The sequence below is a fragment of the Hymenobacter frigidus genome, from assembly GCF_014640435.1.
In the GTDB taxonomy this organism is placed as follows: domain Bacteria; phylum Bacteroidota; class Bacteroidia; order Cytophagales; family Hymenobacteraceae; genus Hymenobacter; species Hymenobacter frigidus.
Genome location: NZ_BMGY01000018.1, coordinates 49,671 through 75,553, shown reverse-complemented (window position 1 = coordinate 75,553; position 25,883 = coordinate 49,671). Strand labels below are relative to the sequence as shown.

Here is a 25,883-nt window from a genome sequence, read left to right as displayed (position 1 = left end):
TTCGGCCTTATCCTTCGCGCATGACGTAGCCCATGCCCACCACGGTGTGAATCAGCTTGGTTCCAAAGCCCTTGTCCAGCTTTTTGCGCAGGTGGCTTACGTACACGTCAATGATGTTGGTGTTGGTGTCGAAGTTTAATTCCCATACTTTCTCGGCAATGTCCACCCGCGAAATTACCCGGTTGCGGTTCAGAAGCAGGTATTCCAGCAAGGTGTATTCCTTGGTCGTCAATTCGATGCGCTGGCCGGCGCGGCTCACGGTCTTGGCGTCCAGGTTCAGCTCCAGGTCGGCCAGGCGCAGCACCCGCTTCACAGCCGTGGCTTCGGAGCTGCGCCGCGTGGCTACCCGCGCCCGCAGCAGCAACTCCTTGAACTCGAAAGGCTTGACCAGGTAGTCGTCGGCCCCGGCCTCGAAGCCGGTCACTTTGTCGTCGAGGCGGTCGAGGGCCGTGAGCAGCAGCACCGGCAGCTGCGGGTAGTCGGCCCGGATGAGCCGGCACAGCTCGAAGCCGTTGAGGTGCGGCAGGTTCACGTCGAGAATAACCAGGTCGTAGCGGTGCTGCTGCACCATCGACCACCCCATGCGCCCGTCGTAGGCCACGTCCAGTTCGTAGCCCTCGTTGCGAAAGCCCTTGCTTATGAACGAGGCCAGTTTGGGTTCATCTTCGACGATAAGTAGTTTCATAAACAGTTGCTATGCCACGAGTGGGCGAGGAACCGGTGCCCGAATGCGGCGCTGTCGGCTCCGAAACCGGAACCAGCCGCCCACGGTCACCGCCACGCCTACCGGCACGAGGACCACGCCCACCCACACGTAAAGGTTCTCCCGAAAAAAGTTAATGAGCACGAAACCGGCGATAACCAGCGTGAAATTAAAGCGCAAATACGCCAGCAAGGTCCGTTCGCTGGCCAGCCGGGTGCGTTCCAGCGCCAGACGGTCGGTAAGCGGGGGGCAAGGTTAGAAGGAACGGACATCGGCAGGTTGGGATTGATTTATACTCGTCGGGAACTGGTGTGCGAAAATCAGGCGGATGTAGAAATGCAATAGTTGGCGTCTTCTCGTTGGACGAAATCGCCTAACGGTGCTAACGCAAGCCGTGCAACCGGAGGTCAGCGGAGCTAACGACGAAACGCCAACTATTGCGGCTCTACATCGTTCTCACAATCCACTTCGTGAGGAGTATGGCACGGTGCGCGGCAAGCCGTTCGTGCCGGGCCAAGCCATAACCGAAATGAGGGCCAGCCGCCGGATGAATCCGGCGACTGGCCCTCATTCTGAAACCACTCCAGGCGTTGAACTCCTGGCTTGCGCTTATTTCTTGCTGCTCGTTTTGCCGGGTTTCAGCACCACCTTGGTCCAGCCGTCATCGCGGGTATTAAAGTGCTTGTACGCATCGGGGGCCTCGTCCAGGGAAAGCTCGTGGGAAACGATAAAGGAAGGCTTGGCTTTGCCGGAAGAAATCAGCGCGCAGAGCTCCCGGTTGTACGATTTCACGTTGGCCTGGCCCGTGGCGATGCTTTGTCCCTTCATCCAGAAGGTGCCGAAGTCGAAGTCCATGTGGCCTTTTTTCTGCAGCTCTTCTTTGGATTTCGGGTCTTCATTCACGAAAACGCCCACCACGCCGATTGAGCCGGTGAATTTCACCGCCTTGACCAATTCGTTCATGGTCACGTTCGACTGCTCTTGGCCGTGCCGGTTGCAGCACTGGTAGCCCACGCATTCGCAGCCCCGGTCGGCGCCCTGGCCTTTCGTCAATTCCAGCACTTGGTCCACCGCCGAGCCTTTCGAAGTATCGATGGGGATGGCCCCCAATTCTTCCACCAGTTTCAACCGGTCGGGCTGGCTGTCCACCACCATGATTTTATCGGCCCCTTTGATGCGGGCCGACAGCGCGGCCATGAGCCCGACCGGCCCGGCGCCGTAAATAACCACCGATTCGCCCGGTTTCACCCCCGCCAGTTCCGTGGCGTGGTAGCCCGTTGGGAAGATGTCGGAAAGCATGGCGTAATCGTTTTCTTTCTCGTTGGCATCCTCCGGCAATATCTGGCAGTTAAAATCTCCGTACGGCACGCGCAGGTATTCGGCCTGCCCGCCTTCGTACGGCCCCATGCCGGCAAAGCCATAGGCCGCACCGGCAAAACCGGGGTTCAGTGTCAGACAATAAGCGGTGAGTTTGCGCTCACAATTTCTGCAGTGGCCACAGCCAATATTAAAAGGCATGCACACCATATCGCCCACTTTAACATACGTCACCGCCTTGCCGACTTCGATGACCCGGCCCATGTTCTCGTGGCCAAAAATCCGGCCGGATTCCATGTTGGTACGGCCTTCGTACATGTGCAGGTCGGAGCCGCAAATGTTGGTAGTGGTAATCTGCACCAACACGTCAGTGGATTGCTCAATTTTAGGGTCGGGCTTGTCGGATACTCGCACATCCAAGGGGCCGTAATAAACAATTGCCTTCATGATTTTGGGGTTAAAAATTTGACTCAATGACCGTGTTAACGGGTTTTTCGGACAAAGGGTTATCTCTTTGGGGCGCATAAATAACCCATCCCGTCGGCAAGGTTGAGGTTATCGATTCAGACAAAAAAGCCCGGGGTGACATCCAGGTAGTTCAGTTAAGCTGGACCGTTTGGGGCAGTGGTTTGAAGAGCTTTTTGGTGGGTGCGGCACGGAGGCTGACCGCCGATGCCAGCGGGCACGCGGTGGTGATTATGGTGGTCAAAATAGTCGGCCGCACAAGCCGGAGCACCGGCTAAACCGATGGAACCGGGTGAGCCGCAGCGTGCGAGTAGCCCGGTTTGTAAGCGCAGCCAGCCGCCTGAGCGGGAAACGGACGAAGGCGGCCGGCCCCCGCGCCGAGCGAGCCGAACCGCCGGGCCTCCCCATCAAGGAAACAAGCAAACGAGGCGACGGCGTAGGGGGCACGTTTGGGCGAACGGTGCCTCTGGCAAAAGCAGCGTTTTCTTTAGCCGACAACCCTGTCCCCCGCGGCCCGTTCTGACTCTCGTAATCGTCCACCAAAAGTTGCGCGCCGCCTCACCGCTCCTCGTTTTGGTTGCCCCACCTCGTCGCTTTTGCCAATGCTTCCGCCTGCCGCTGCCGCCCTTGCCCCCGACGCCATCCTGTTGCGTGAGCTGCTGGCAGTCTCGCTCACCGGCATCATTTTCTACTCGCCCGTCCATGCCCCCACCGGTTCGGGCGACATTATCGATTTCGCCTTCGAGTACCTTAACCCCGCGGCCCAGCGCATGATGTCCATGCCGGAGGTGCCCACGCTCACCCACAACCAGCAGTGGCCCCACAGCATCGCCCACGGCACCTTCCAGTTCCACGTCGATGCTTTCGTGACGGGCGAGCCCCGCGAGTACAACGTCAACTACCAGGCCGACGGCTACAACAACTACTACCGCCTGGCCGCCCGCCGCGCCGGCGCGGGCCTGCTGGTCAGCTTCACCAACCCAGCCGACCAGCCCCGCTCCCCCGTGGAAGTAGCCCTGCGCGAAAGCCAACCCCTCCGCCGGGAGGACGGCCAGATAACCGGCGTGACGGTGGTGGCCACCGAAGTGACCGAGCAAGTGCGGGCCCGCCAGCAGCTGGAGCAGCTCAAGCAGGAGCTCGAAGCGCGGGTGCAACAGCGCACGGAAGAGCTAAGCACCCAACAAAACCAGCTACAGCAGATTTTGGGGGAGGTACCGGCGGCCATTGCTTTGCTCACCGGGCCCGAGCACCACCACACGTTCTTCAATGCCACCTACCAGACCCTGGCCGGAGGCCGGGCCCGCCCCGGTCTGGCCGTGGCCGCAACATACCCCGAAGTGGCGGAACAAGGCTTCATCGACTTATTGAACGAAGTGTACACCACGGGGGAGGCCTTTCGGGGTACCGAATGGCCCACGCAGCTGCTCAGCTCGACCACCAGCCAGCCCGAGCTGCACTACCTCGACTTTATCTACCGGGCCCTGCCCGACGCGCAGGGCCAGTCCCAGAGCATCCTGGTTTTTGCGGTAGACGTGACCGAAAAGGTGCTGGCCCGCCAGCAAACCGAAGCGCTGCAAGCCGACTTGCTGGCCGCGGCCAGGCGCCAGGCGCAGGAGCGCGAGACCTTCCGCAATGTCTTTGAGCAAACCCCGGCCCTGATTGCCTTGCTTCGAGCGCCCGAACACCGCTTCGAGTACGTGAACCCGGCCTACCAGGCGCTGTTTCCCGGCCGCCTGCTCCTGGGCCTCGGCATGGCGGCGGCCGTGCCCGAAGCCCAGGAGCAGGGATTTGTTGCTACGCTGGACCGTGTGTACCAAACCGGCGAAACGTTCTTTGGCGAGGAACTGCCCTTCGCGCCGACACCGGTCGAGGGCCAGCCGCTTTGTACCCAATACTTCAACTTCACCTACCAGGCTTACCGCGAAGGGGGGCTGATTGCCGGCATTTCCCTGTTTGCCTTCGACGTGACCGAGCAGGTGCTGGCCCGGCAGCAGCGCGCGGCCCGAGAGCAGCAGCTGCGGGACTTGTTCGAGCAGGCCCCGGTGGCCATCGGCATCCTGCGCGGGGCCGACTACGTGGTGGAAGTGGCCAATCCGTTGGTGGCCCGGTTGTGGGGCCGGACCCCGGCTGAGTTGTTGGGCCGTCCCGTGTTCGAGGCCTTGCCGGAAGCGCGCGACCAGGGCTTCAAGGAGCTGCTCGATGAGGTGCGCCAGAGCGGCGAGGCCTTCGTGGCCGAGGGCGTCCCCGCCCAATTACTGCGCGGCGATACTACTCAAACCGTGTACCTGAACTACGTGTACCAGCCCCTGCGCGACGCCGATGGCACCGTCACCAGCGTGGCGGCGGTGGGCACCGACGTCACTGCCCAGGTCCGGGACCGCCAGCGGGTGCAGGAGCTAAACGACCAGCTGGCCGCCATCAACGGGCAGCTGGAAGCGTCCAACGCCGAGCTCGCCACCTCCAACACGCAGCTCACGCGCACGAATGTGGACCTGGACAACTTCATCTACACTGCTTCGCACGACCTCAAAGCCCCCATCTCCAACATCGAGGGCCTGCTCTACCTGCTGCAGGAAGAGCTGCCCACCGCCGTAGTGCAGGACCAAACCGTGGGCCCGACCCTGACCCGCATGCTCGATGCGGTGGAGCGCTTCAAGCGCACCATCGACCACCTTACCGAGGTGTCCAAGCTGCAAAAAGAGCACACCCCCGCCGCCGACTCGGTCAACCTGGCCGCCGTGGTCGAGGACGTGCGCCAGGACCTGCTGCCCCTGCTGCAGGAAACCGGCACCAGGCTGGTTGTCGACATTGCCGCCACGCCGCCCATCCACTTCGCCGCGAAAAACCTGCGCAGCATCGTCTACAACCTGCTCAGCAACGCCGTCAAGTACCGCTCGCCCGACCGCGCCCCTCACGTCGACGTGCGCGCCCACATCCGGGCCGGCCACACCGTGCTCGAAGTGCACGACAACGGCCTCGGCCTGGCCCCGGCCCAGCTACCCAAGCTGTTCGGCATGTTCCAGCGCTTTCACGACCACGTCGACGGCACCGGCATCGGCCTGTATATGGTCAGGCGCATGGTGGAAAATGCCGGCGGCCGCATCGACGTGCACAGCCAGCTCGGCGTCGGCACCACTTTTTTCGTGTACCTGCCCCACACGGCCAACCTCGGCGCGCAACCCTTTCTTCCTTTCCTGCCTTCCTGATATCATGGCCGCTATTTCCTGTATCCTGCTCGTCGACGACGACGACACCACCAACTTCCTCAACCAAGCCTTGCTTAAGCGCATGGCCATCACCGATACCATTCTCGTTGCCGGCAACGGCCAGGAGGCCCTTGTCCTGCTGCGCACCCACTGTGCGCCGGTCGCTTCGCCCAGCTGCCCGGCCCTGATTCTGCTCGACATGAAAATGCCGCTCATGAACGGCTCCGAGTTCCTGCAGGCCTACACCCAGCGCCCGCCCACCGAAAACCCGGCCGTGGTCATCATCATGCTCACCACGTCGCTCAACCCCAAAGACGTGGAGCAGATGCAGGGCCTGCCCATCAACGGCTACCTCACCAAGCCCCTCACCCGCGACAAAATCAACCAGTTGCTCCTGGAGCACTTCCCTGCAACCCAGGCCCGTCCGCAACGCGACCATTGACCATCACCAACCAGATGGAGCAAACAGTTATCGATAAACAGGCGCTACGTGGGATTCTACGCGCCCTTGGGCGGGTTTGCCCGCTAAGCGGCCGGCCGCACGTGGTCCCGGATTTGTTGAATTTTGCGCTTGTCCAGCGGTTTTAGCAGCAGCCCCGCCACCAATGGATGCGCTTTGGCGCGGACTTCATCGGCAGGGGCCACGGAGGAAGTGAGCAGGTACACGGTGCACTGGCCTTGCAGTTGCACTTCGTGGCGTTTGAGGATGTCCAGGAAGTCCCAACCGCTCATCATGGGCATGTTCAGGTCCAGCAAAATGACTTGTGGCACCAGGCCGGCCGGTATCTGCCGCAGCAGAAAGGTGAGGGCTTCGGTCGGGGATTGGAACGAGGCGGCCGTGTCCGACAAGCCCTCGTGCCGGAGGAGCCGTTCCGTTAAAAACGTCGTAATCGGGTCGTCGTCAATCAACAGCGTGTGCATGGGGCGCGGGCTCAGCAAAGCGTGATGGTGAATTGGGTGCCTTTGCCAACCGCACTACGCACCTCAATGCGCCCGCCCATGCTCTCGACGTGGGTTTTGGTCAGATACAAGCCCACGCCGCGGCCGGGGTGCTGCGGATGAAACCGCTTGTACAACTGAAATACGTCCGCGCCGGCTTGTTCCAGGTCGATGCCCACGCCATTGTCGGCGAAGGTGATTAGCGGGCCCGGCCCCGCTTCGTCCGTTGCCGTCAGCTCCACGAGTAGCGGCCGGTGGGCATCGCGGTACTTAATGGCATTGGACAGCAGGTTGAAAAAGATGCTGTAGAGGTAGGCCCGGTTCCCGCGCACCCGAAAACCGGCGGGAATGGTGGTCCGCAGGGTGCCGCCGCAGTCGTGCAGCACGTCTTGCAGGTTTTGCCGCACTTGCTGCACCACTTCGGCCAGGGGCACGTCCTCGGGGGCGGCCAAATCCACCTTGTCGCGGATGGTCAGAATGGTGTTGATGTCGACCAGCACCTGGTCGAGCTGGTGCAGGCTGGTTTTCAGGTAAGCCTGGGCGTGCTCGAATTCCGGGGTATCCGCTCGCTCCTGGCCCAGCACGTCCACCAGCCCGAGGGCGTTGGCCAGGGGCGCGCGTAGGTTGTGCGACACGATGTAGGTAAACTGCTGCAAGTCTTTGTTCTGCGCAAAAATCTCCTGCTGCTGCCGGTTTTTTTCGGTGATGTCGCGCGCCACCATGTGCACCCCGACCACCCGGTTTCCCTCCCGCACCGGCACCTTCATCACGTCCCAGTGCCGGGGCGCGGAGTTTCCCTGCGCGGCATACATTTCAAAACGGACAGTCTTGCCGGTGAAGGCTTCCGCCAGCTTTTCCCGGAACAGGCCCCGGACTTCCGCGGGCAGAAACTCATCGTACGGGTGGTTAACCACCTGCTCTTTCAGCTTCTCTACCAGCGCGAGAAAGGCCGGATTAGCATCCAGGATGATGGACGCTTCGTTCTGATACAGAATTAGTTCGGGCGTGTTATCAAACAACGAGCGAAACCGGATATCGGTATCCGCGATGGGCGCAACGGTTATCATCGGCTTGGTAGATTAGGAGCCCGCCACCTTCCGCAGGGAATCACTTGGCAATGGCAGAGGCCCGCTGGACTTCATCCCTGGCCGCCTTGTGCGATACGGGCGTTAAACTCATTGGCGGAAGCAGCAGAAGTTTCGCGGCGTAGCGCAGCCCTCCCAGCACGGCCAGACAAACCACGGGGAAGGGGCGCCGTGACGGGCCGCTGCGTTGGGAGAGATAGGTAAAGAGCCGCCGTTTCGTCCACCGATTGGGCTTTCCACCGGGCCACGTCGGCGGGCGTGTACTTCGTCCACACCCCTTCCCGCAGGCAGCCCAGGCACGAGCAGAACAATAGCAGTACCAGCAATACCATAAATAGAGAAACGTGATAATTGGGAGGTTCTTGGGTGACCAGTCTAGGCCAGCTTCTTGCGCTTAAACTGCAGGTCGCCGCTGAGGGACTCGTGCTTCAGAATAGACTCGTGCACGACGCGGGCCTGCTGGCCGGTCTCGTCGGCTTTGCGGAAAAACAGCTTCGCCACGGCCTCCTGCAGGTCGTCGGCAAAGTGGCGGCCGAGGTTTTGCAGCAGCATCTTGGTTTCTTCCAGCCCGCGCATCGCCTGGTAAAGCATGCTTTCGACCGACTCCGTAACCTCGCTGAGCAAGGCGCTGACGGTGTAGGCGTGGCCCGTGTGGCAGCGGTAGCGAATCAAATTACCTTCGATGAGCTGCGTGAGCGCGCCGTGGCAGTCCGGGCAGGTGAAGGGCGTGAGCTTGCCTTTATCGATAATGCCCAGCTCAAATCCCCCACCCTGCTTAGCGATGGTCAGCTCGATTTTGAGCAGGTCCAGCGCGGCGGCGGGCAGGCGGGTTTTGGCGGGGGCGCGCTCCTGCGTGAGGCGCACCAGCAGCGTCCCCATTTGGTTCAGGGGCAGCACGTAATCGGCGGCCACGAATTCCAGGGCGTTGGTGGGCATCGACGGCTGCTCGGCGTCGTAGGGCTCCTGCACTACGGCCAGCCCGCCCATGCGCTGCACGCTCCACAGGCCGGACGTGCCGTCGTCCAGGTAGCCCGTCAGCACTACCCCGATTACCCGGGGGCCATAGGTGTAAGCCGCCGAACGGAACAACGCATCAATGGACGGCCGGAACCGGTTTTCCTTCGGCCCCCGGGTCACCAGCACCCGGTTGCCCTCCAGCAGCAGATGGTGGTCGGGCCGGGCCACGTAAATGACGCCCGCCTCAACCACTTCCCCGTCCTGCGGGTGCCGGACTTTCAAAACCGACGCCGAGTTGAGCAGCTGCGGCAGCAGACTCGGCGAGTCGGCCGGCACGTGCATCACCACGAAAATGGGGGCCGGAAAGTCGGCCGGCAGCGATTTTACCAGTTCCGTCAGGGCCGCCACCCCGCCGGTGGAAGCGCCGATAACGACGATGTCCCGAAAGGGCTTTCGGGTCTTTACGAGCGTAGTCATAGTGTTTGTTAACTCAAGGTCGCACGGCGAGGGGCCGGGCCGGTGGCAGTAGCTCCGGATAACTTTCCTTGCCCGCTTAGGTGGAACACGGCCGCCAGGCCCAGCTGCTGCAAGCAGCGGCGCAGCCCCGGATGCACGTTGCACAGCCAGATGCACGTTCCCCGTCCCCGCACCAGCAGCAGCTGCGCCACGAAACGGCCCACCCCCAGCGGGTGCGGCATCAGGTGGCCGCCACAGTCGACCAGCAGGTGCGGCGGCGGTGCTATCAGCAGACAAGCCCGCTGCTTCGCCGTTAAGTCGGCCAGGTTCACGGGCGTAAGCGCCGGGTCTGCAGCCGGTATGGACAGCAGAGCAGAATGATAAGCTGGCATGGGGAGGGAGCGCTAAGTAAACCACCGAAATAGTAGGTAGCCGCCGGTTCGAGGTAGCCCGTAACAAGTGACAGCAGCCGGAACACCACTTGCAAAATCAAGCAATGTCCCGGCCGTGCTGCCCTCTTGAAACAAGGCTTTCAAACACTTATACAAAGGAATGACCCCTCAAACTACCTCTCCACAGCATATTTACCCGATTCATCGGGATAAACACTAATTTGTATCACCGTATTTATACGGTGATACCGTCCATTCTCCCCGCATCCAATGGGTCTGGCACGGAGGTGAGTGGTCCGTCCTATTCCGGGGAGCCGAGCACAGCGGCCCGGGCCCGTCAGAGCTTGAGCAAGCCGTGCTCCATGGCGTACTTCACCAGCGCCGGGGTATTGCGCACGCCGGTTTTTTCCAACAGGTTTTGGCGGTGCGATTCCACCGTACGTTTGCTGGTGAAGAGCTGGTCGGCGATTTCCTGGTTCGTGAGCCCACTGGCCACCAGCTGGAGGATTTCCCGCTCCCGGTGCGTCAGGTGCACCCCGGGGCTCGTGCCCGGGGCCGGGGGGCGGGGCTCCTGGAGCAGTAGTTTATCCAACAGCCCCAGCCCGATTTCCGAGCACAGAAACCGCTTGCCGGCGGCCACGCCCTGCAACGCCGCGACCACCTCGTACTTATCGGCGTTTTTGAGCACGTAGCCGTGGGCCCCCGCCGCCAGGGCTTCCCCAATGGTGCGCTCGTGGGTCATCATCGAGAGCAGCAGGATGCGCAGGTGCGGGTACTCTTCCCGTAGGCGGTGGGTGGTGGCCAGCCCGTCGAGCACGGGCATGTTCAGGTCCAGCAGCACCACGTCGGCGGCCACGGTGGGCAGCTGGTCGAGCAGCGCCTGCCCGTTGTCGGCTTCGCCCACCACCTCAAACAAGGGTTCGGCCGCGAGCAGGGCGCGCAGGCCGTCGCGGATAAGGGTGTGGTCGTCGACGATAAAAACGCGAATCATAGCTAGGTAAATAGAGGCAAGGGAATGCGCAGGCGAACGTGGGTGCCGAATTCGGGCGAGGAGTCTACGGCCACGGTGCCGCCGAGTAGGGCCACGGCCTGGCGCACGGTGCGCAGGCCCAGGCCTTCGGCCGCGGTCAGCGGGTCGAACCCGTGGCCGTTGTCTTCGGCCCGCAGGCTGACGCCGCCGGGCAGGGTTTCCAGCTCCAGCATGGCCTCCGTGGCCCCGGCGTGCCGCACAATGTTGTGGGCCAGCTCCTGGGCCAGCCGAAAGAGGGTGACCTGCACGGGCTGCGGCAGCGGTAGCTCCTCGCCCCAGACGTGACACATTATCCGCAGCTGCGGCGTCGATAAGTCCCGGCAGACGTCGCACACGGCGGCCGCGAGGCCAAAATCTGCGAGCGAAGTGGGCACCAGCTCGTGGGCCAGGGTGCGGGTCTGGCGCATGGCATCGGCCAGCAGGCGGCCGGTTTGCTGGTGCAGGCCGGCCAGGGCGGGCAGCGCTTGCAAGGCGGGCGTGTCCAGCTGGTCGAGGCGCAGCTTGGTGGCGTACAGGATTTGGCCCAGGCCGTTGTGCAGCACTTCGCCCAGGCGCTGCCGCTCGGTTTCCTGCGCCTGCAAAATGGCCAGCAGCAGCTCTTTGTGCCGGTCCAGCTTCAGGGCCAGGTTTTCGGCTTCGAGGCGCTGCACGTCGCTCACGTCCAGGCACACGCCCAGCATGCGCACCGGCGTCCCCGGCGCGTCGGGGATTGGCACGGCCTTGAAGCGCACGGTCTTCACCGCCTGGCCCACGTGCATGCGCAGGGTCGTATCGAAGCTGGCGGTGCCGGTGGTGAGGGTGCGCACAAGTTTGGCGGCGGCGGGCCGGTCGTCGTCCAGCACGGTATCGAGAAAGAATTGGAGCTCGACGGCGCCGCCCACGGGCAGCTCGAAGAGGTGGTAAAGACCGTCGGACCAGGTGAATTCCTGGCTTTCCAGGTCGTACTCCCAGCTGCCCATTACGGCCACCGCCTCCGACTGCCGGAGCAGGGCCAGGCTTTGGGTCTGGGCCTGCTCCAGCAGCTTGCGCACCGTGATGTCTTCGGCGGAGTAGAGCAGTCCGTCATCGAGCTTCACTCCCATTAGCCGAAACCAGTGGTTGCGCCCTTCGTAGTCGTCAAACGCCTCAAAATCAGCACGTAGTCCGGTTTCAACTACGGCCGCCAACCGCTCGAAAGCCGCCTGGCGCTGCGTGCCCCGGAGCAGGTCGCGGTAGCGCCGGCCAATCAGGCTAGGGCTGCCGTGATAGGCTTGTGCGACGGGGTTGACCAGTACGTACTCGAAATCCAGAATGCCGCCCGCCGCGTCGCGCACGGCCCGCAGCAGCACCACGGCGTTGGTGGTGGAGTTGAACACGGATTGCAGCCGGGCCTGGCTTTCGCCCAGGGCCTGGGTGCGCTCGGCCACCTGCTGCTCCAGCCGCTCGCGGTGGTGCTCCTCGGCGTGGCGCAGGGCCTCTTCGGCCTCTTTGCGGGCGGTAAAGTTGGTGAACAGCAAGGCCACGCGGTACGGCTTCGGCCCGTCCGGTTCCAGGGGATAGGCATACACATCGAACCAGCGGCCCAGCACCTGCACGTGCTGCTCGAAGCGGACGGGCTCGCCGGTCAGGGCCACCCGTTCGTAGCGCTCGTACCAAATGTCTTCCAGCTCCGGCAGGACGTTGCGCGTGGTGTCGCGGAGCAAATCGGCCTGGGCTATGCCGGTCAGGCGCTCCACCTGGGGGTTCACTTCCAGCCAGCGGAAGTCGGCCGGCCGGCCCGGCCCGGCGGGCAGCACCTCCACGATGCCAAAGCCCTGGTCCATGGTTTCGAACAAGGCGCGGTACTTGGCTTCCGACACCCGCAGGGCTTCCTCGGCCGCTTTGCGGGCGCTCACGTCGCTGGCCGTACCCAGCCAGCCCGTGAGCTCGCCCCGCGCGTTGAATACCGGAATGGCCCGCGAATACGTCCAGCCGATGGTGCCGTCGGCCCGCCGCACGCGGTGCTCCAGCTCCAGCACGTGCTGGTGGCGGATGGCCTCGGCAATGGTGGTCTGCACCAGGGGCAGGTCCTCGTCCGGGACGTAGGCTTCCATCCAGTCGGGGGTCGGGTCCAGGGTGTCGGCCAGAAAGTCTTTGCCGATGAGCTGCTCCATCTGCGTCCAGTCGGCGCTCATGCGGTACACGGTGTCGGAGGTGGCCGTTACGAGCAGGCGGAACTGCTCTTCGGATTGGCGCAGGGCTTCTTCGGCGCGCGCCTGCTCCACGGCGGTCCAGGTGCGCTCGGCCGTTTCCTGCAGCAGCGCGCACTCCAGCGCGGTCCATTCCCGCCGGTTGCATTGGCTAATGCACAGATTGCCAACTACTTGCCCGTGGCGGGTGACGGGCACGTTGATGTAGGCCAGAATTTGCAAGTCCCGGCAGAGTTGCTTGAGGTTGTCGTCCATCACGGGCGAGGTATTCACGTCCGGCACCACCATGAGGCTGGCCTGCCGCAGCATCGCGTTGAAGATGGGCATTTCACTGAAGGAGTACACCCCGGCCACGGAGAGCAGGCCGGGCCGGGTCACATCTTGCCGAACTGTGATGGTGTCGCCATCAATCTCGCTGTAGAAGTAGCGGTCGGCTTGGAAGTGCTCTAGCACGGTGTTCGTCACCATGGCCTGCCCCTCCACCGCATCCGCTATCGGCCGCAGCGCGTCGCTCAGGGCCAGCAAATACGCTCGTCGGGCCTCGCTTTCCCGCAGGGTTTGTTCGGCCCGGCGGCGCACCGACACGTTGCTGAACAGCACCGCCAAGTGGCCGGGTTGCGCCTCCGGCACCACCTCCGCTTCAAACCACTGGTCCAGCCCGGCCACGTAGGTTTCAAACCGCTGGGGCTCGCCGCTGGCCACCACCTCGTCGTAGATGGCCATGATGTGGGGCTCGATGCCGGGTATCATTTCCCGAATCGTTTGGCCGGCCGCTACGACCAAGCCGGTGTGCCGCCCAAACGCCGGGTTCACGACCAAGTAGCGGTAGTCGCTAGGCTCGTGGGGGGCCGTGGCTATTTTTTCCATCAGGCAAAAACTCTGCTCCATGTTGGTGAACAGGGAGCGGTAGCGGGCCTCGGACTGGCGCAGGGCTTCTTCCGTCCGCTTGCGTTCGGTGATGTCGGCGAAGAGAACGGCGACGTGTCGGTGTTGGGGCGGGCCAATGGAAAAAGCATTCACGTCGAACCAACGCCCCAGCGCCGCACCCTCGGCTTCAAAGCGCGTGGGCTTGCCGGTGCGGGCCACCCGGCCGAAGGCATCGAACCAATGCTGCTCGTGGGCGGGGGCCAGCTCGCGCATGGTTTTGCCCAGCACTTCGCGCAGCCCGGACTGTTGTTCAAACGCGGGGTTCACGTCCAGGAAGCGGTAGTCGAAGGGCTGCTCCGCCGCATCGAAAAGGACTTCTATGATGCAGAAGCCCTCGTCCATCGAGTTGTAGAGCGCGACGTAACTATCGGTGGCGCGCCGGGCCAGCTCGTCTTTGGCTTGCAGCAGTTCCTGCGCCGCCTGTTCGCGCTCGGTTACGTCCTGCAGCAGGCCCAACAGCTTCATGGGCTGGCCCAGCGCGTCGCACTCCACCCGGCCGTGGACTTCCAGGGTGCGCAGCTGCCCATCGGAGCGGTAAATGCGGCGCTGGTAGTGGTAGGGTTGGCAGTCGGCAATGGCCTGCGCCAGCACCTGCTGCACCCCCGCCACATCGTCGGGATGGGAGCGGGAGTTGATAAACGCCATCTCGGGCACGAAGGCACCGGGCTCCTCCCCGAATAGCCGATACAGGCCATCGGAGAAGTGAAAGCGTCCCGTGGCCAGCTCCAGTTCGTAGCTGCCGGTGCGGGCCACCGCTTCGGTGCGCCCGAGCAGGGAGTCGCTGGCGGCTTGCTGGGTCTCATTCTCGTCCTGGCGCTGCTTCTGCGCCGTCACGTCCTGCCAGTACACCACCCAGTCGTCGGTGTGGCGGACACTGGACATCGTAATCCACTGCTGGTGCCGGGGCAGGAAAAATTCGCCGGACGGCTGGGCCGGGCTGCTCGTTACCTGTCGCAAGGCTTGCAGCAGGTCGGCGGGCAGCGTCCCGGCGGGTAGCTGCTCCAGCCGCTTGCCCACCAAGTCTTGCTGCGGGGCGCCCCACCAGTCAGCCGCCTGCTGATTCAGGCGCAACACGGTGCCGTGCACATCGAGCACCACCACGCCCCAGGGCAGGCATTGCAGCAAAAAGTCCGCGTCCGGTCCCATTCCGGCCGCACTGCCAACGGGGGAAGGAGCAGGTTGGTCCGCTGGCTGAGAATCGAAGGAGTTAGTTTTGCGCATGCACGACGGTGGGCAACAGGGAGCCGCTGGTTGCCTACTCAACAGGCTTACGCAAGAGTTTCCGTTTCAGATTAAACAGGTGAAAGCGCTAGGGGCCTAACTATTATCAGGTGCTATAATTCCCCGGTTTTGAGCCATTAAGCGGCGTTGAGGGCCTGGCGCACATCCGCCCAGGTTAGCTCGCCGGCCACGTAGCGGGCGTACAGCTGCCGGGCATAAGCCGTGGCTTTAGTTTTCAGGCTGGGCAGGGCGGTCTGCAATTGCTCCAATACCCACGCGCGCTGCGCCGGGGTTTGGGCAGAAGGGCCAAAGCGGGCGTCATATGCCATGATGAAGGACCAAAAGCAGCGCAGGGATACGCTATCCCAAAGGTCCGGCCGAAAGAATCGCAATGCGCTACGGCTACTACCAAAATGCAGCTGCGGGTTATACTTAGATTTTGGGCTAAACTATTAGGAGTAGCTCTGCCCTTTGGGGTAGCCACCTCAGCAGCCTCTCGGCCGTTCCGGCCGATTTCAATCGCTCCGTTCGCCAGCACTGGCCTCGACAACGCCCCGTTGAATCTGGCAACCGTCCGCAAGCTGGCTTTACAAGCACTCCACCAAATTCAGGACACGAATGGCACCAGAGCAGTTTCGAAGTTCGTGTACGTGGGCGATGTAGCGTGGACTCTGCAAGTCCGCGCCCGGCCCGGCCGACACGCGGACTCGCAGAGTCCACGCTACACGTACACTAACCCTGGAACCGCTCTAAGAATCGACGAAAAATGGCTGAATGGGAAGATGAGCACCTGAGAACCGTGCCAGCCAAAATGGCCTTGGCTTAGATGCGTTCAACCTGATAATTTTGCTGAGCAAGTAAGTGACGTTACGCACCAACGCGCGCCGGCAACACGCTGCATACCATTGGTAAGTAATTTAGCTGTATAATTGCTTCCGCTAAGACAAAAAGCGCCCGCCATGTTCCTGTTCAATAACAGCATCCTTTTCACTAACTCGAATAATAATTTATTCCGAGAAAGGGAGGCTATTATTCAAAAAAGGAAATAACGACCATTATTTCAATTTGAAAAGCCTTCCATAATCGGAAGGCTTTTTTTTTGCCTTCCCCGCCTCATCGGCACTACTTCGAACCCCAAAAAAAACTCCCCGCCAGGGAGGTGGCACCCTATTGTCCAATCCACCGGATTTCTCATTTCAAACCGAACATTTTTTTCACACCAACCCCGTTTCACACCATGGAAACTGCCCAATCCCCCATTGCCACGTCCGCAGCGGCCGGCCTGCTCGAAACCGAAGAGGCCCTTACGTTCGTGAAGGAAACCTTTGCCAATGAGCTGGCCCGCCGGCTGCACCTCGCCAAAATCTCCGCGCCCATGGTGGTGCTTGACGGCACCGGCATCAACGACGACCTGAACGGCGTGGAGCGGCCCGTGGGCTTCCCCATCAAGGCCCTGGACGAGCAGCGGGCCGTGGTGGTGCATTCGCTAGCCAAGTGGAAGCGGCTGCGGCTGCGCGAGCTGGGCATTGCGCCCGGCAAAGGACTGCTGACCGACATGCGCGCCCTGCGCCCCGACGAGGACTACAGCCCCATCCACTCCATCTACGTGGACCAGTGGGACTGGGAAAAGCACATACTGCCCGAGCAGCGCACCATTCCCTTCCTGAAAACCACGGTTGAAACCATCTACCAGACCCTGAAAACCACCGAGCAGCTCGTGAGTGAGCAGTTCGGCATCGAACCGGTTCTGCCGCCCGGCATCACCTTCATCTACGCCGAAGACCTGCTGCAACGCTACCCCGACCTCACGCCCAAGCAGCGGGAGCACGAGGCGGCCCGCGAGTACGGCGCGGTATTCCTCATGGGCATTGGCGGCGAGCTGAGCCACGGCGAAATCCACGACGGCCGCGCCCCCGACTACGACGACTGGAGCACCCCGAACGAAGCCGGCCACCGCGGCCTGAACGGCGACATCCTGCTCTGGAACCCGGTGCTGGAAACCTCGTTTGAAGTGTCCTCGATGGGTATTCGGGTGGATAAAGCGGCCCTGGCGCGGCAGCTGGCGCTGCGCGGCTGCCCCGAGCGCCAGCAGCTGCAGTTCCACCGGATGCTGCTGGCCGATGAGCTGCCGCAGAGCATTGGCGGCGGCATCGGGCAGTCGCGGGTGTGCATGTTTTTGCTGCGCAAGGCCCACATCGGGGAAGTGCAGGTCAGCATCTGGCCCGAAGCGGTGCGCCGCGAGCTGGCCAAAGACGGGATTGAGCTGCTGTAGAAGTGGCCGGTAATCAAGGCTATTGAGAAAGGGGATTGAATGGCCAGGCGGCTATCCAATCCCCTTTTCATGGGGTGGCGGGCCAGCCGGGGCCTGCGGCACAATAGGGCAAGGGCGGGCAGCGTTTCAAAATCGCGGCGACACTGTATTTTCGGGCCTGTCCGCGCTTGGCTTATGCAGAATTATTACCGCGTTTTGGGAATTGCGGCCACGGCTACGGCGCTGCAAATTGAGCAGGGCTACGTGCGCCAGCGCACCCGCCTCAAGCGCCTGGCCGCCACCGACCCCGCCATGCGCGCCCGGCTGGCCGAAGTGGAAGCCGGCTACGGCATTCTGGGCCACCCCCGGCGGCGGCTGGCCTACGATGTGCTCCTGGCCCAGGAACCAGCCCTCGCGCCCGCTCTGCCGCACCCCGATGAGCGACTGGTCCGCTACGCCCAGGTGGCCCGCAGCCTAAATGCGGCACTGCTGCTCTGCGTCCTGCTGCTGGGCCTCGACTGGGCGCTGCCGGCGCGGGAGTACGCCCACGAAACCGTGCGCAGCCGCTTCCCGGTGTCGGTGTCGTCTTCGCTATCTGACCCGCAGCTGGCCTACCGGGTGCGCACCGAGCACACTACGTTCCGGCTACCCAGCGCCATCGGGTACCGGGTGCGTGAGGTGGGCCAGCCGGTTACGGTGTGGCAGACGCGGCTGCTGGGCGTGGTGCAGCGCATTAGCGCCCCGAACTCGCCCGATGGCGCGGCCCCGTTTCAGCCCTACGGCGGCACTGTTTACGGCACGTTTGCGCTGCTGCCCTTGCTACTTGGGGCGGTGGCGGCGGTAGGGCTGTGGCCCAGCCGCCCGCCCGAAGTGGTGGTGAATACCGCCAGCGTGAGCGGCCTGTTAGCGGTTCTGACGCTGATTGTACTGCTCTGGTTCTGACCGTCCTCGACCCACTCTCACCCTCGAATATTCTCGTGAATAAAAACCACGAGGCCAATGAGCAGCGGGCTGATAAGACGCATAGAAGACGAAAGGTGGTCCTTGCTCAGTGCTGCACCGTCACGAGGCGCGTGGTGGTGGCCTGGGACGAAACCAGGCGCAGCACGTACAGGCCGTCGGGCAGGGCGGTGGTATCAAACCCTACTTCAGTCAAAACGCTGGTTGGTTCGATGGTGCGCTCGGCTACGATGTGGCCCTGGTGGTCGTAGAGCACGGCTTGCCGGGCTTGGTCCGGGCCCGCGAGGCGAACCGTGAACTGCTGCTGGGCCGGAACAGGAAAGACGCTGATTTCGGCCGCAACGAGGGCATCGAGGTGGCTGGTGACGGCGTTGGTGGGGCCGGGCAGGCTGCGGCCGAAACGCCCAAAGTAGCCCTGGGTAGCCGTGGTGCTGAGGGCTACCGGGCCGAAGCTGCAATTCCCCGTGAACACCCCAAATGAGTACACATTAGCCTGGGCATCGATGGCCAGCTGGCCGCAGGAGCTGGTGCCCGGACCACCCACCAGCTCGGTGCGCTGAAGCTGGCCGCTGGCCCCGAGGGTGACCAAAAACGACTGGTTGGTGGCCTGCGACGTGTAGTTCATCATACCCGTGACAAATACTTTGCGCGTCTTCTGGTCCACGGCCAGGCTGCTGACCACGTCATAATTGACCCCGCCCAGGGCCATAGCCCACTCTGCGGTGCCATCCGGGCCGTAGCGGGCCACGTAGCCGTCGGCATCGCCCGCGCTGGTGAGCGTGAAGCGACCCAGGGCCGCCGTGCCCGCAAACGTGCCGCCGATGTACACGTCCCCTTTCTTATCCGTGGCAATGACCTGGCCCCCGCCATTGCCGGGCGTAGAGCGGGCCCAGCGCAGCTGCCCCTGCCGGGTGTCGAAGCGGGCGAGGTAGTCGGTATCAACTGGCAGAGGCAGCACAATGCCGTCCAGGGCCCAGCCGCTGTAGCTGTGGCCGCTGAGGTAGGCGTTGCCCGCCTCGTCCACGGCCACACCGCCGGCTTTGCTCGTGCCGAAAGCAGTGCTCAGGTGGGTGAGCACCCGGGCCCAGCGCAGCTGGCCCTGCCGGTCGTAGCTGGCCAAAAAGCCATCGCGGGAGTGCGCCCCCAGTGCCAGCGCGCCAAACCGGATGTTAGCCCCGCTGGCCTCGCCGCTGATGTAGCTGTTGCCGGCCTTGTCCACGGCCACGGCCGTGCCCTGGCAGTGGCGGTAAGCACCGCTGGCGCTGCCATCGGCCTGCCGCACCCAGCTCACGGAACCCGTGGAGCTGCACTTTAGGAGGAAGACCGTGCCGTTGGCCGGCGTCGCCAATAAGGAAGTCGTTTGCTGGCCGCGGTTGTAGGTGAGCGTACCCGAAAAACTGCCCGTGACGTAGGTATTGCCGGTTTGGTCCACAGCAATGCTGCGGGGCAGCACGTCGGTGGCGCCTTCCAGCTTGGTGAGGCGCAGCAGCTGGCCGCTGGGGCTGAGCTTGGCAATGTAGAGACAGGGCCCCGGCTGGGCGCTGGTGAGCAAGGTACTGCCTAGCTGCAGCGAGCCCGTGAAGCGGCCCGTGGCGTAGGTGTTGCCATCGGGGCCGGTGGCCACGTCCATTATCCCGTTCAAATCAGTGAGGGGAAACACATAGTTCCAGGTGGTGGGCTGCGCGTAGGTAGTGAAGCCAAGGAATAAAAACAGGGCAAGGAGTAGCTGTCTCATCGTAATAATAGCAAGTGGTGGAAGGTATGGAAGGACGGCCAGCGGCCATTTTTGCTAAGTGCCAGGCAATGATTAAAGCAGAGTAGCGCAGCCTGAAGCGGCCGGCTTTGGCCGCTTCAGAACCAAACCCAATCTGAATTTAAGCTATTATTATTAAATAATATAAATAAAAATATATTTACAAAGTGAATCGGGTTGCGGTAGTCGGGATAGGACAGCGGGCAGCCCGCCGCGGCGCAACCGACCGCGGTTTGCCGCAACTCCAAGACCCGCGGTGGGTCGGGAATGACCGTTTTTATATTGCTTTGGGCCGCCCCTACCCTATTGCCTTCTGCACCCAGGGCTTCAGGCCCGGCACCCGCGCCAGGCGCACGCCGGCGTTCACCAGCCACGGCTTGTTGCTGAGGAAGCGCATGAGGCGGTAGCTTTTGGTCAGCTTCCGACTGATTTTTTGGGCCACCTGCGCGTCGTACTGCTTGATGAAATCGGCGCTAAAATCCTGCTTCGCGAAGCAGGCCACGGCTTGGGCAGCCGCCAGAATGCCACTCTGCATGGCCGTGTCGATGCCGTGGCCCTGGATAGGGTCGATGAGCGAAGCGGCGTCGCCACAGAGCAGGAAGCGGGGGCCACTCATCGGCACCGTGCGCCCGCCGCCCAGCGGCAGGCCAAAACCCTGGATGCGGCCGTGCTGCTGCGCCCCATCGAAGCGGCCGGCCAGCGCCGGATGCGTGGCCAGCAGCTCGGGCAGCACCTGCTTCAAATCGACTTTGTGTTTGGCTACCGTTTCGGAGAGCATGCCCAGGCCCACGTTGTACACGCCCTGGCCGACGGGGAAAATCCAGAGGTAGCCTTGCAGGTAGTCTTTGGTAAAAAAGTACTCGGTGAGGCCAGCCTGGGCTCCTTTGATGTTGCTGAAGTAGGCCCGCACACCGGCGCAGTGGTGGGCACGGTCGAGCGGCGCGGGCAGCAGCTGGCGGCGCACCACGGAGTTGGCCCCGTCGCAGCCAATGACCAGCCGACAGGTTATTTCGGTGCCGTCAGTGGTGATTAGCCGGACGTGGTCGGCTTCGATGCACAGGGTTTTCAGGCCCGTATTTTCCCGGATTTCGGCCGGCGAATGAGCACGTACCAGAGCCAGCAACGCCGCGTCGAAATCCGTGCGGGGGCTGTTGAAGCTGGGCAGCTTCCAGCGCATCCAGAGGCTGTCGCCGTTGGGGGCCACGAGGCGCGACTGCTGCACGGCATCGAGCGGCTGAAGCTGCCAGAGGCCATCGGCAAAGGCGGGGTCGAGCTGGCGCAGAGCCTTCAGGGCGTGGCCGGGAATGGCATCGCCGCACACTTTGTCGCGCGGGAACTGGGCTTTATCCAGCAGCGCCACACGCAGGCCGCTCTGGCGCAGGGCCAACGCACAGGCCGTACCGGCCGGGCCCGCACCGATGATGGCAACGTCGTAAGTAGTAACAGGAGAAAGCACAAGCCAAAGATAGGCGGCGACGCAGCCTGCGAAAAGGCCTCGTTTGGGCAATCACAGCAGGGCTTTTCTGCATAATCCCACAATCTCATGCTACCCAAATTGCCTGATTCCAACCAACGACGCGGCTCACCTCACCGCGCTGGCCAAACGGACTGCCCCCACCGGCAGCCACCGTGGCGCAGGAAGCCGAGGCAATTGTGGGCATCATTAACCAGTTTGTAGCTACTACTTTAAAGTGGGTGTAGGCCCATGAGCGCCGAGGCACCGTACTTTTGCGGCGTTTCCGTGTTTAGTAGCATTATGGTTGAAAATAATGAGGTGAAAACGCTGGCCTTGCTGGGGGCCACGGGCTCCATTGGTACGCAGGCGCTGGAAGTGGTGCGGCAGCAGCCGGGCCGGTTCCGCGTGGCGGTGCTGAGCGCGCAGCGGCAATGGGAGCTATTGGCGCAGCAGGCCCGCGAGTTTCGGCCGGCCGTGGTGGTTATCGGCGACGACAGCTTTTACCAGCCTCTGAAAGCGGCCCTGGCCGACCAGCCCGAAACCGAAGTCCTGGCCGGCGCGGCCGCCCTGGCCGAAGTCGTGACCCGGCCCGAAATCGACATTGTGCTCACGGCCCTGATGGGCTACGCCGGGCTGCTGCCCACGGTGGCCGCCATCCGGGCCGGCAAAGACATTGCGCTGGCCAACAAAGAAACCCTGGTAGTTGCCGGCGAGCTGATTACGGGCCTGGTGCAGCAGCACAACGTGCGCCTGCTGCCCGTCGATTCCGAGCATTCGGCCATCTTTCAGTGCTTGGTGGGCGAGGCGCAGAATCCCATCGAGAAAATCATTCTCACGGCATCCGGCGGGCCTTTTCGGGGTCGCTCGGCCCAGCAGATGGAGGCCGTGACCAAGGCCCAGGCCCTGAAGCACCCCAACTGGGACATGGGCGCGAAAATCACCATCGACTCGGCCTCGCTCATGAATAAGGGCTTGGAGGTGATTGAGGCCAAGTGGCTGTTCGGGCTCACCAATGAGCAGATTGACGTGGTGGTGCACCCCCAAAGCATCGTGCACTCGCTGGTGCAGTTCGAGGACGGCTCGCTGAAAGCCCAACTCGGCCTGCCCGACATGAAGCTGCCCATTCAGTACGCCCTGGGCTACCCGCAGCGACTGGCCAACACCTTCCCACGCTTCTCGTTTCTCGATTACCCAACGCTCACCTTCGAAGCGCCCGACCGCGTGGCGTTCCCCAACCTGGAGCTGGCCTTTGGGGCCATGCGCCGGGGCGGCAACGCGCCGTGCGTGCTCAACGCGGCCAACGAGGTGGCCGTAGCCGCTTTCCTGCGGGACCAGGTCGGCTTTCGGCAGATGTCGGACCTCGTGTCGGAGTGCCTGGCACGGGTATCGTACCTTGCGGAGCCGTTATTGGCCGATTTGGTGGCTACCGATGCCGAAACACGCCGGGTAGCTGCAACACTTCTCTAATAATAATTGTCCTGCTGACGAAGAAAGCATCTTATCACGGCTGCCTTCATCAGAAACACTAACCCCAAAGCGCTGGCGTGATAAGGTACTTCGCCGCGCTTAGGATGACAGACAAATAAACTTCCCTTGGAAATTCTCACCATGATTGGCCAGCTGGTGCTGGCCCTTTCTATCCTCGTTGGCTTACACGAATTCGGCCATTTTGCCTTCGCCAAGCTCTTTAAAATTCGGGTCGATAAGTTCTACATCTTTTTCGACTTCCTGTTTCCCATGCCCGGGGTGATGAATTTCGCCCTGTTCAAGAAAAAAGTGGGCGAAACGGAGTACGGCATCGGCTGGTTTCCGCTGGGCGGCTACGTGCAGATTCACGGCATGATTGACGAGACGCAGGACGCCTCGGCCCTGGCTGGCCCGCCGAAGGCCGACGAGTTCCGGGGCAAGCCCGCCTGGCAACGGCTCCTGGTGATGCTCGGCGGCATTATCATGAACGTCATCACGGGCATCATCATTTTCGCGGCCCTCACCTTCAAGTTTGGCGAAAGCTACCTGCCCGCTTCGGAGGCCCGCTTCGGCGTGCTGCCCAACGGCCTGGGCCGGGAAATCGGCTTCCGGACGGGTGATAAAATCGTGAAAATCAACGGCCGGCCCTTCGAGGAATTCGATGACGTGCGCCGCCCCGAGGTCATTCTCGGCAACAACAGCTTCTACACCGTGGAGCGCAACGGCCAGCTGCTGGACCTGAACGTTCCGAACAACATCATGGACAAGCTGGGCAAGCAGGGCGACAGCCTGTTTGTGCTGCCCCGGGCTCCCTTCTCGGTGGGCCGCGTGATTGCGGGCGCCCCCGCTTCCAAAGCCGGCCTGCAGGTGGGCGACCGGGTAACGGCCGTGGCCGGCACGCCAATTATGTATTTCGACGAGCTGCAGAAAGCCCTGAAAGTCAACGCCAACAAGGAAACGCCGCTGACCATCCTGCGCAAGGACCAAACCCTGACCCTCCCGGTGAAAGTGGACGGCGAAGGCCACATCGGCTTCGAGCAGAAGCCCGACCTGAAGTTCAGCACCCGCACTTTCGGGGCCGTGCAATCTATCCCGCGCGGGGCAGAAGCGGCTTTTGGGGTGATTGGGGCGCAGGCCCGAGCATTCGGCAAAATTTTCAAGGGTCAGGCCTCGTTCGGGGCCAGCATGGGCGGACCAGTCGAAATCGCGCAGCAGTACGGCGGCCAGTGGGACTGGGTGCGGTTCTGGACGCTCACCGGCTCGCTGAGCATGGTGCTGGCCTTTATGAACCTGCTGCCCATCCCGGCCCTCGACGGCGGCCACGTGGTTTTCCTGCTCTACGAAATGATTCTGCGCCGCAAGCCATCGGACAAGTTTCTGGAAGGAGCCCAGCGCGTGGGCACGTTCCTGATTCTGGCCCTGATGGCTTATGTTTTGGTATTCAAGCAGATAATGAAGCTGTTTAATTAGACTGAAACCGGTTCTTCGAACTACCAACAGAACGTCATGCTGAGCGAAGTCGAAGCATCCCTACCGCCACACTAAATGAGATTAGTTGCGCGGTAGAGATGCTTCGACTTCGCTCAGCATGACGTTCTGTTTATTGCTAATTTATCCGAATCCTAATATCCCCAATTATGCGTCTGCTTGTTGCCTTAGCTGCTGTGCTGCTGCTGTTTCCGCTGGCTGGGGCGGGGCCGGCACTGCACGCCTACCATTCTACCATCACGGAGCTGCGCTACAACGCCGCCAAAAAGCAGCTCGAAATCTCGGTAAAAGTCTTTACCGACGACTTCGAAAAAGCCCTCTCGCAAGGCCAGCCCACCCACGTAAACCTGACCGATGCCGCGCCGCGCCCGCTGGTGCTAGCCACTGCCTACATGCAGCGCACTTTGCAGGTGAGCACGCCGGCCGGGGCCCCGCTCCCGCTGCAGGTGCTGGGAATGCAGGCCGAAAACGACGGCTACTGGTTCTACTGCAAAGTGACGTTGCCGAGCCCGATGAGCGCCGTGAAGCTGCGCCAGGCCATGCTCCTGGAAGCCTTCGGCGACCAGATGAACATTGTAAACATCGAGGCGAACGGCCAGAAGCAGAGTGCCCTCTTCCGCGCCGGCCATGAGCAAGAACTACTGAAGTGGTAAGGCGTGGCTGACCTCACCCCCTGACCCCCTCTCCAAAAAAGAGGGGGCATCGGCTTTTCTCCTAACGATTTCATCTGAACAATCATCCTCACGAACCGGTGCCCCCTCTTTTTTGGAGAGGGGGTCAGGGGTGAGGTGAACGCGCTACACCTCCACGGCCCGGCGCAGAAATTGGCAGAGCGGCACCATAGCGGCAAACACCTCCAGCACATGGGCCCGAAAATCGGGATGCGCCAGCACGTCGGCATCAGCGATATGGTATACGGCCACGAAACCCTTGTGCCGCAGTAGCTCGATTTCAGGGTGGTCGGTGGAGTAGGCGGCGGGAGCCTTTTTGAGCTTGTCGCCGCCTACTCCACCGAAGTAGCGCTGAAAATCGGGCGCGGCCAGAATGGCCTTCAGCTCGGCGGCGTTGTAGTCAATTTCCTGACGGATGGCGGCCAGCTGGGTTTTGTCGGGCATGTAGAGGCCACCCGCAACCATGGTCTGGCCGTTGGGCCCGAGCTGCAGGTAGTAGCCCGGCGAGTCAATGTCCTTGCTGGGGCCGGCGGTGAAGTAGGCCGAAAAATGCGTCTTGTACGGGTCCTTGTTCTTGCTGAAGCGCACGTCGCGGTAGATGCGAAAGAGGCTTTTGCGGCCTTCGGCGCTGGCCAGGGCCGGGTCGAGCTGCGCCAGGCCACGGGCCCAGAATTCGGCGTCCTCTTCAAAAGGCGCCCGCAGCTGGTCGTAGGTGGCTTTGCGCTCCTGGAACCAAGGCCGTTCGTTGTGTTTGGCGAGGCTGCTAAGAAAGGTAAAGAGGGGCTTGAGCTGCATGTATCATGAGAATGTAAAACGAAAGGCTCCCCTCCTTACCAAGGAGGGAATGTTCGAGCCGCAGGCCCGGACGGGGGTGGTGCCACCGGAGGGCGGGCGTTGAACGATGAGCGAACAACCAAGGCTTTGAATCGTTCGGCCACCGTTCAACGCCTACCCTGCGGTGCCACCACCCC

At 62.4% G+C, this 25,883-nt stretch carries 20 protein-coding genes; 7 read left to right on the top strand and 13 right to left on the bottom strand.

What is annotated here, in order from left to right; genetic code table 11:
- Positions 1–7: 7 nt before the first annotated feature.
- The 3 genes from IEW17_RS11275 to IEW17_RS11265 form a co-directional block, all read right to left on the bottom strand.
- The gene (locus IEW17_RS11275) at positions 8–685 is read right to left on the bottom strand and encodes a response regulator transcription factor (RefSeq protein ID WP_188562145.1); all 678 of its coding nucleotides are present in this window, start codon (positions 683–685) and stop codon (positions 8–10) included.
- A gap of 9 nt (positions 686–694) precedes the next feature.
- Positions 695–913 (bottom strand): DUF202 domain-containing protein, encoded by a 219-nt coding sequence (locus IEW17_RS11270; RefSeq protein WP_262891829.1) that lies wholly within the window; start codon positions 911–913, stop codon positions 695–697.
- A gap of 399 nt (positions 914–1,312) precedes the next feature.
- Entirely contained in the window at positions 1,313–2,467 is a 1,155-nt protein-coding gene (locus IEW17_RS11265) for a glutathione-independent formaldehyde dehydrogenase (protein ID WP_188562144.1), read from the bottom strand.
- Between the two features lie 620 nt (positions 2,468–3,087).
- Here IEW17_RS11265 and IEW17_RS11260 point away from each other — a divergent pair.
- Together IEW17_RS11260 and IEW17_RS11255 are read left to right on the top strand one after the other, a co-directional pair.
- Positions 3,088–5,691: a PAS domain-containing sensor histidine kinase gene (locus tag IEW17_RS11260; RefSeq protein ID WP_188562143.1), complete on the top strand. Its 2,604-nt coding sequence runs from the start codon at positions 3,088–3,090 to the stop codon at positions 5,689–5,691.
- A 4-nt stretch (positions 5,692–5,695) separates the two neighbouring features.
- On the top strand, positions 5,696–6,133 hold the full coding sequence (locus IEW17_RS11255; RefSeq protein WP_188562142.1) for a response regulator: 438 nt from the start codon (positions 5,696–5,698) through the stop codon (positions 6,131–6,133).
- A gap of 83 nt (positions 6,134–6,216) precedes the next feature.
- Here the strand turns inward: IEW17_RS11255 and IEW17_RS11250 are convergent, their stop codons facing one another.
- The 7 genes from IEW17_RS11250 to IEW17_RS11220 all read right to left on the bottom strand — a co-directional run bounded on the left by IEW17_RS11250 (position 6,217) and on the right by IEW17_RS11220 (position 15,195).
- The gene (locus tag IEW17_RS11250; RefSeq protein ID WP_188562141.1) at positions 6,217–6,612 is read right to left on the bottom strand and encodes a response regulator; all 396 of its coding nucleotides are present in this window, start codon (positions 6,610–6,612) and stop codon (positions 6,217–6,219) included.
- A gap of 11 nt (positions 6,613–6,623) precedes the next feature.
- Positions 6,624–7,697: a sensor histidine kinase gene (locus IEW17_RS11245; RefSeq protein ID WP_188562140.1), complete on the bottom strand. Its 1,074-nt coding sequence runs from the start codon at positions 7,695–7,697 to the stop codon at positions 6,624–6,626.
- Positions 7,698–8,090: 393 nt separating this feature from the next.
- Positions 8,091–9,149 carry a chemotaxis protein CheB gene (locus IEW17_RS11240; RefSeq protein ID WP_188562139.1) on the bottom strand — a complete coding sequence of 353 codons (1,059 nt, stop codon included), beginning with the start codon at positions 9,147–9,149 and terminating at the stop codon, positions 8,091–8,093.
- A gap of 8 nt (positions 9,150–9,157) precedes the next feature.
- Complete coding sequence (locus IEW17_RS11235) at positions 9,158–9,520, bottom strand: hypothetical protein (protein WP_188562138.1); 363 nt, start codon at positions 9,518–9,520, stop codon at positions 9,158–9,160.
- Positions 9,521–9,857: 337 nt separating this feature from the next.
- Positions 9,858–10,511 carry a response regulator gene (locus IEW17_RS11230; protein WP_188562137.1) on the bottom strand — a complete coding sequence of 218 codons (654 nt, stop codon included), beginning with the start codon at positions 10,509–10,511 and terminating at the stop codon, positions 9,858–9,860.
- 2 nt (positions 10,512–10,513) lie between these two features.
- Entirely contained in the window at positions 10,514–14,866 is a 4,353-nt protein-coding gene (locus tag IEW17_RS11225) for a PAS domain-containing protein (protein WP_188562136.1), read from the bottom strand.
- Between the two features lie 137 nt (positions 14,867–15,003).
- Positions 15,004–15,195, bottom strand: a complete 192-nt coding sequence (locus tag IEW17_RS11220) for a hypothetical protein (protein ID WP_188562135.1) — start codon at positions 15,193–15,195, stop codon at positions 15,004–15,006.
- A 908-nt stretch (positions 15,196–16,103) separates the two neighbouring features.
- Here IEW17_RS11220 and asnA point away from each other — a divergent pair.
- On the top strand, positions 16,104–17,138 hold the full coding sequence (asnA, locus tag IEW17_RS11215) for an aspartate--ammonia ligase (RefSeq protein ID WP_188562134.1): 1,035 nt from the start codon (positions 16,104–16,106) through the stop codon (positions 17,136–17,138).
- 174 nt (positions 17,139–17,312) lie between these two features.
- Positions 17,313–18,059, top strand: a complete 747-nt coding sequence (locus tag IEW17_RS11210; RefSeq protein ID WP_188562133.1) for a molecular chaperone DnaJ — start codon at positions 17,313–17,315, stop codon at positions 18,057–18,059.
- Positions 18,060–18,165: 106 nt separating this feature from the next.
- Here the strand turns inward: IEW17_RS11210 and IEW17_RS11205 are convergent, their stop codons facing one another.
- Positions 18,166–19,812: a T9SS type A sorting domain-containing protein gene (locus IEW17_RS11205; RefSeq protein ID WP_188562132.1), complete on the bottom strand. Its 1,647-nt coding sequence runs from the start codon at positions 19,810–19,812 to the stop codon at positions 18,166–18,168.
- A 316-nt stretch (positions 19,813–20,128) separates the two neighbouring features.
- Positions 20,129–21,286, bottom strand: a complete 1,158-nt coding sequence (locus tag IEW17_RS11200) for a geranylgeranyl reductase family protein (RefSeq protein WP_188562131.1) — start codon at positions 21,284–21,286, stop codon at positions 20,129–20,131.
- 300 nt (positions 21,287–21,586) lie between these two features.
- On the opposite strand from IEW17_RS11200, the gene IEW17_RS11195 reads away from it, so the two are divergent.
- The 3 genes from IEW17_RS11195 (at position 21,587) to IEW17_RS11185 (ending at position 24,894) form a co-directional block, all read left to right on the top strand.
- The gene (locus IEW17_RS11195; RefSeq protein WP_188562130.1) at positions 21,587–22,753 is read left to right on the top strand and encodes a 1-deoxy-D-xylulose-5-phosphate reductoisomerase; all 1,167 of its coding nucleotides are present in this window, start codon (positions 21,587–21,589) and stop codon (positions 22,751–22,753) included.
- 126 nt (positions 22,754–22,879) lie between these two features.
- Positions 22,880–24,223 carry an RIP metalloprotease RseP gene (gene rseP, locus IEW17_RS11190; protein WP_229748953.1) on the top strand — a complete coding sequence of 448 codons (1,344 nt, stop codon included), beginning with the start codon at positions 22,880–22,882 and terminating at the stop codon, positions 24,221–24,223.
- Positions 24,224–24,390: 167 nt separating this feature from the next.
- Positions 24,391–24,894, top strand: coding sequence for a DUF6702 family protein (locus IEW17_RS11185; RefSeq protein ID WP_188562129.1), 504 nt, complete (start codon positions 24,391–24,393; stop codon positions 24,892–24,894).
- Between the two features lie 144 nt (positions 24,895–25,038).
- On the opposite strand, the gene IEW17_RS11180 is transcribed toward IEW17_RS11185, so the two are convergent.
- Entirely contained in the window at positions 25,039–25,707 is a 669-nt protein-coding gene (locus IEW17_RS11180) for a DUF2461 domain-containing protein (protein ID WP_188562128.1), read from the bottom strand.
- Positions 25,708–25,883: the final 176 nt, after the last annotated feature.

Coding starts and splice junctions, on each gene's coding strand:
- IEW17_RS11275 (WP_188562145.1), bottom strand. CDS start 685: ATGAAACTACTTATCGTCGAAGATGAACCCAAACTGGCCTCGTTCATA.
- IEW17_RS11185 (WP_188562129.1), top strand. CDS start 24,391: ATGCGTCTGCTTGTTGCCTTAGCTGCTGTGCTGCTGCTGTTTCCGCTG.
- asnA (WP_188562134.1), top strand. CDS start 16,104: ATGGAAACTGCCCAATCCCCCATTGCCACGTCCGCAGCGGCCGGCCTG.
- IEW17_RS11255 (WP_188562142.1), top strand. CDS start 5,696: ATGGCCGCTATTTCCTGTATCCTGCTCGTCGACGACGACGACACCACC.
- IEW17_RS11205 (WP_188562132.1), bottom strand. CDS start 19,812: ATGAGACAGCTACTCCTTGCCCTGTTTTTATTCCTTGGCTTCACTACC.
- IEW17_RS11180 (WP_188562128.1), bottom strand. CDS start 25,707: ATGCAGCTCAAGCCCCTCTTTACCTTTCTTAGCAGCCTCGCCAAACAC.
- IEW17_RS11240 (WP_188562139.1), bottom strand. CDS start 9,149: ATGACTACGCTCGTAAAGACCCGAAAGCCCTTTCGGGACATCGTCGTT.
- IEW17_RS11235 (WP_188562138.1), bottom strand. CDS start 9,520: ATGCCAGCTTATCATTCTGCTCTGCTGTCCATACCGGCTGCAGACCCG.
- IEW17_RS11195 (WP_188562130.1), top strand. CDS start 21,587: ATGGTTGAAAATAATGAGGTGAAAACGCTGGCCTTGCTGGGGGCCACG.
- IEW17_RS11245 (WP_188562140.1), bottom strand. CDS start 7,697: ATGATAACCGTTGCGCCCATCGCGGATACCGATATCCGGTTTCGCTCG.
- IEW17_RS11220 (WP_188562135.1), bottom strand. CDS start 15,195: ATGGCATATGACGCCCGCTTTGGCCCTTCTGCCCAAACCCCGGCGCAG.
- IEW17_RS11230 (WP_188562137.1), bottom strand. CDS start 10,511: ATGATTCGCGTTTTTATCGTCGACGACCACACCCTTATCCGCGACGGC.
- IEW17_RS11210 (WP_188562133.1), top strand. CDS start 17,313: ATGCAGAATTATTACCGCGTTTTGGGAATTGCGGCCACGGCTACGGCG.
- IEW17_RS11260 (WP_188562143.1), top strand. CDS start 3,088: ATGCTTCCGCCTGCCGCTGCCGCCCTTGCCCCCGACGCCATCCTGTTG.
- IEW17_RS11250 (WP_188562141.1), bottom strand. CDS start 6,612: ATGCACACGCTGTTGATTGACGACGACCCGATTACGACGTTTTTAACG.
- IEW17_RS11265 (WP_188562144.1), bottom strand. CDS start 2,467: ATGAAGGCAATTGTTTATTACGGCCCCTTGGATGTGCGAGTATCCGAC.
- IEW17_RS11225 (WP_188562136.1), bottom strand. CDS start 14,866: ATGCGCAAAACTAACTCCTTCGATTCTCAGCCAGCGGACCAACCTGCT.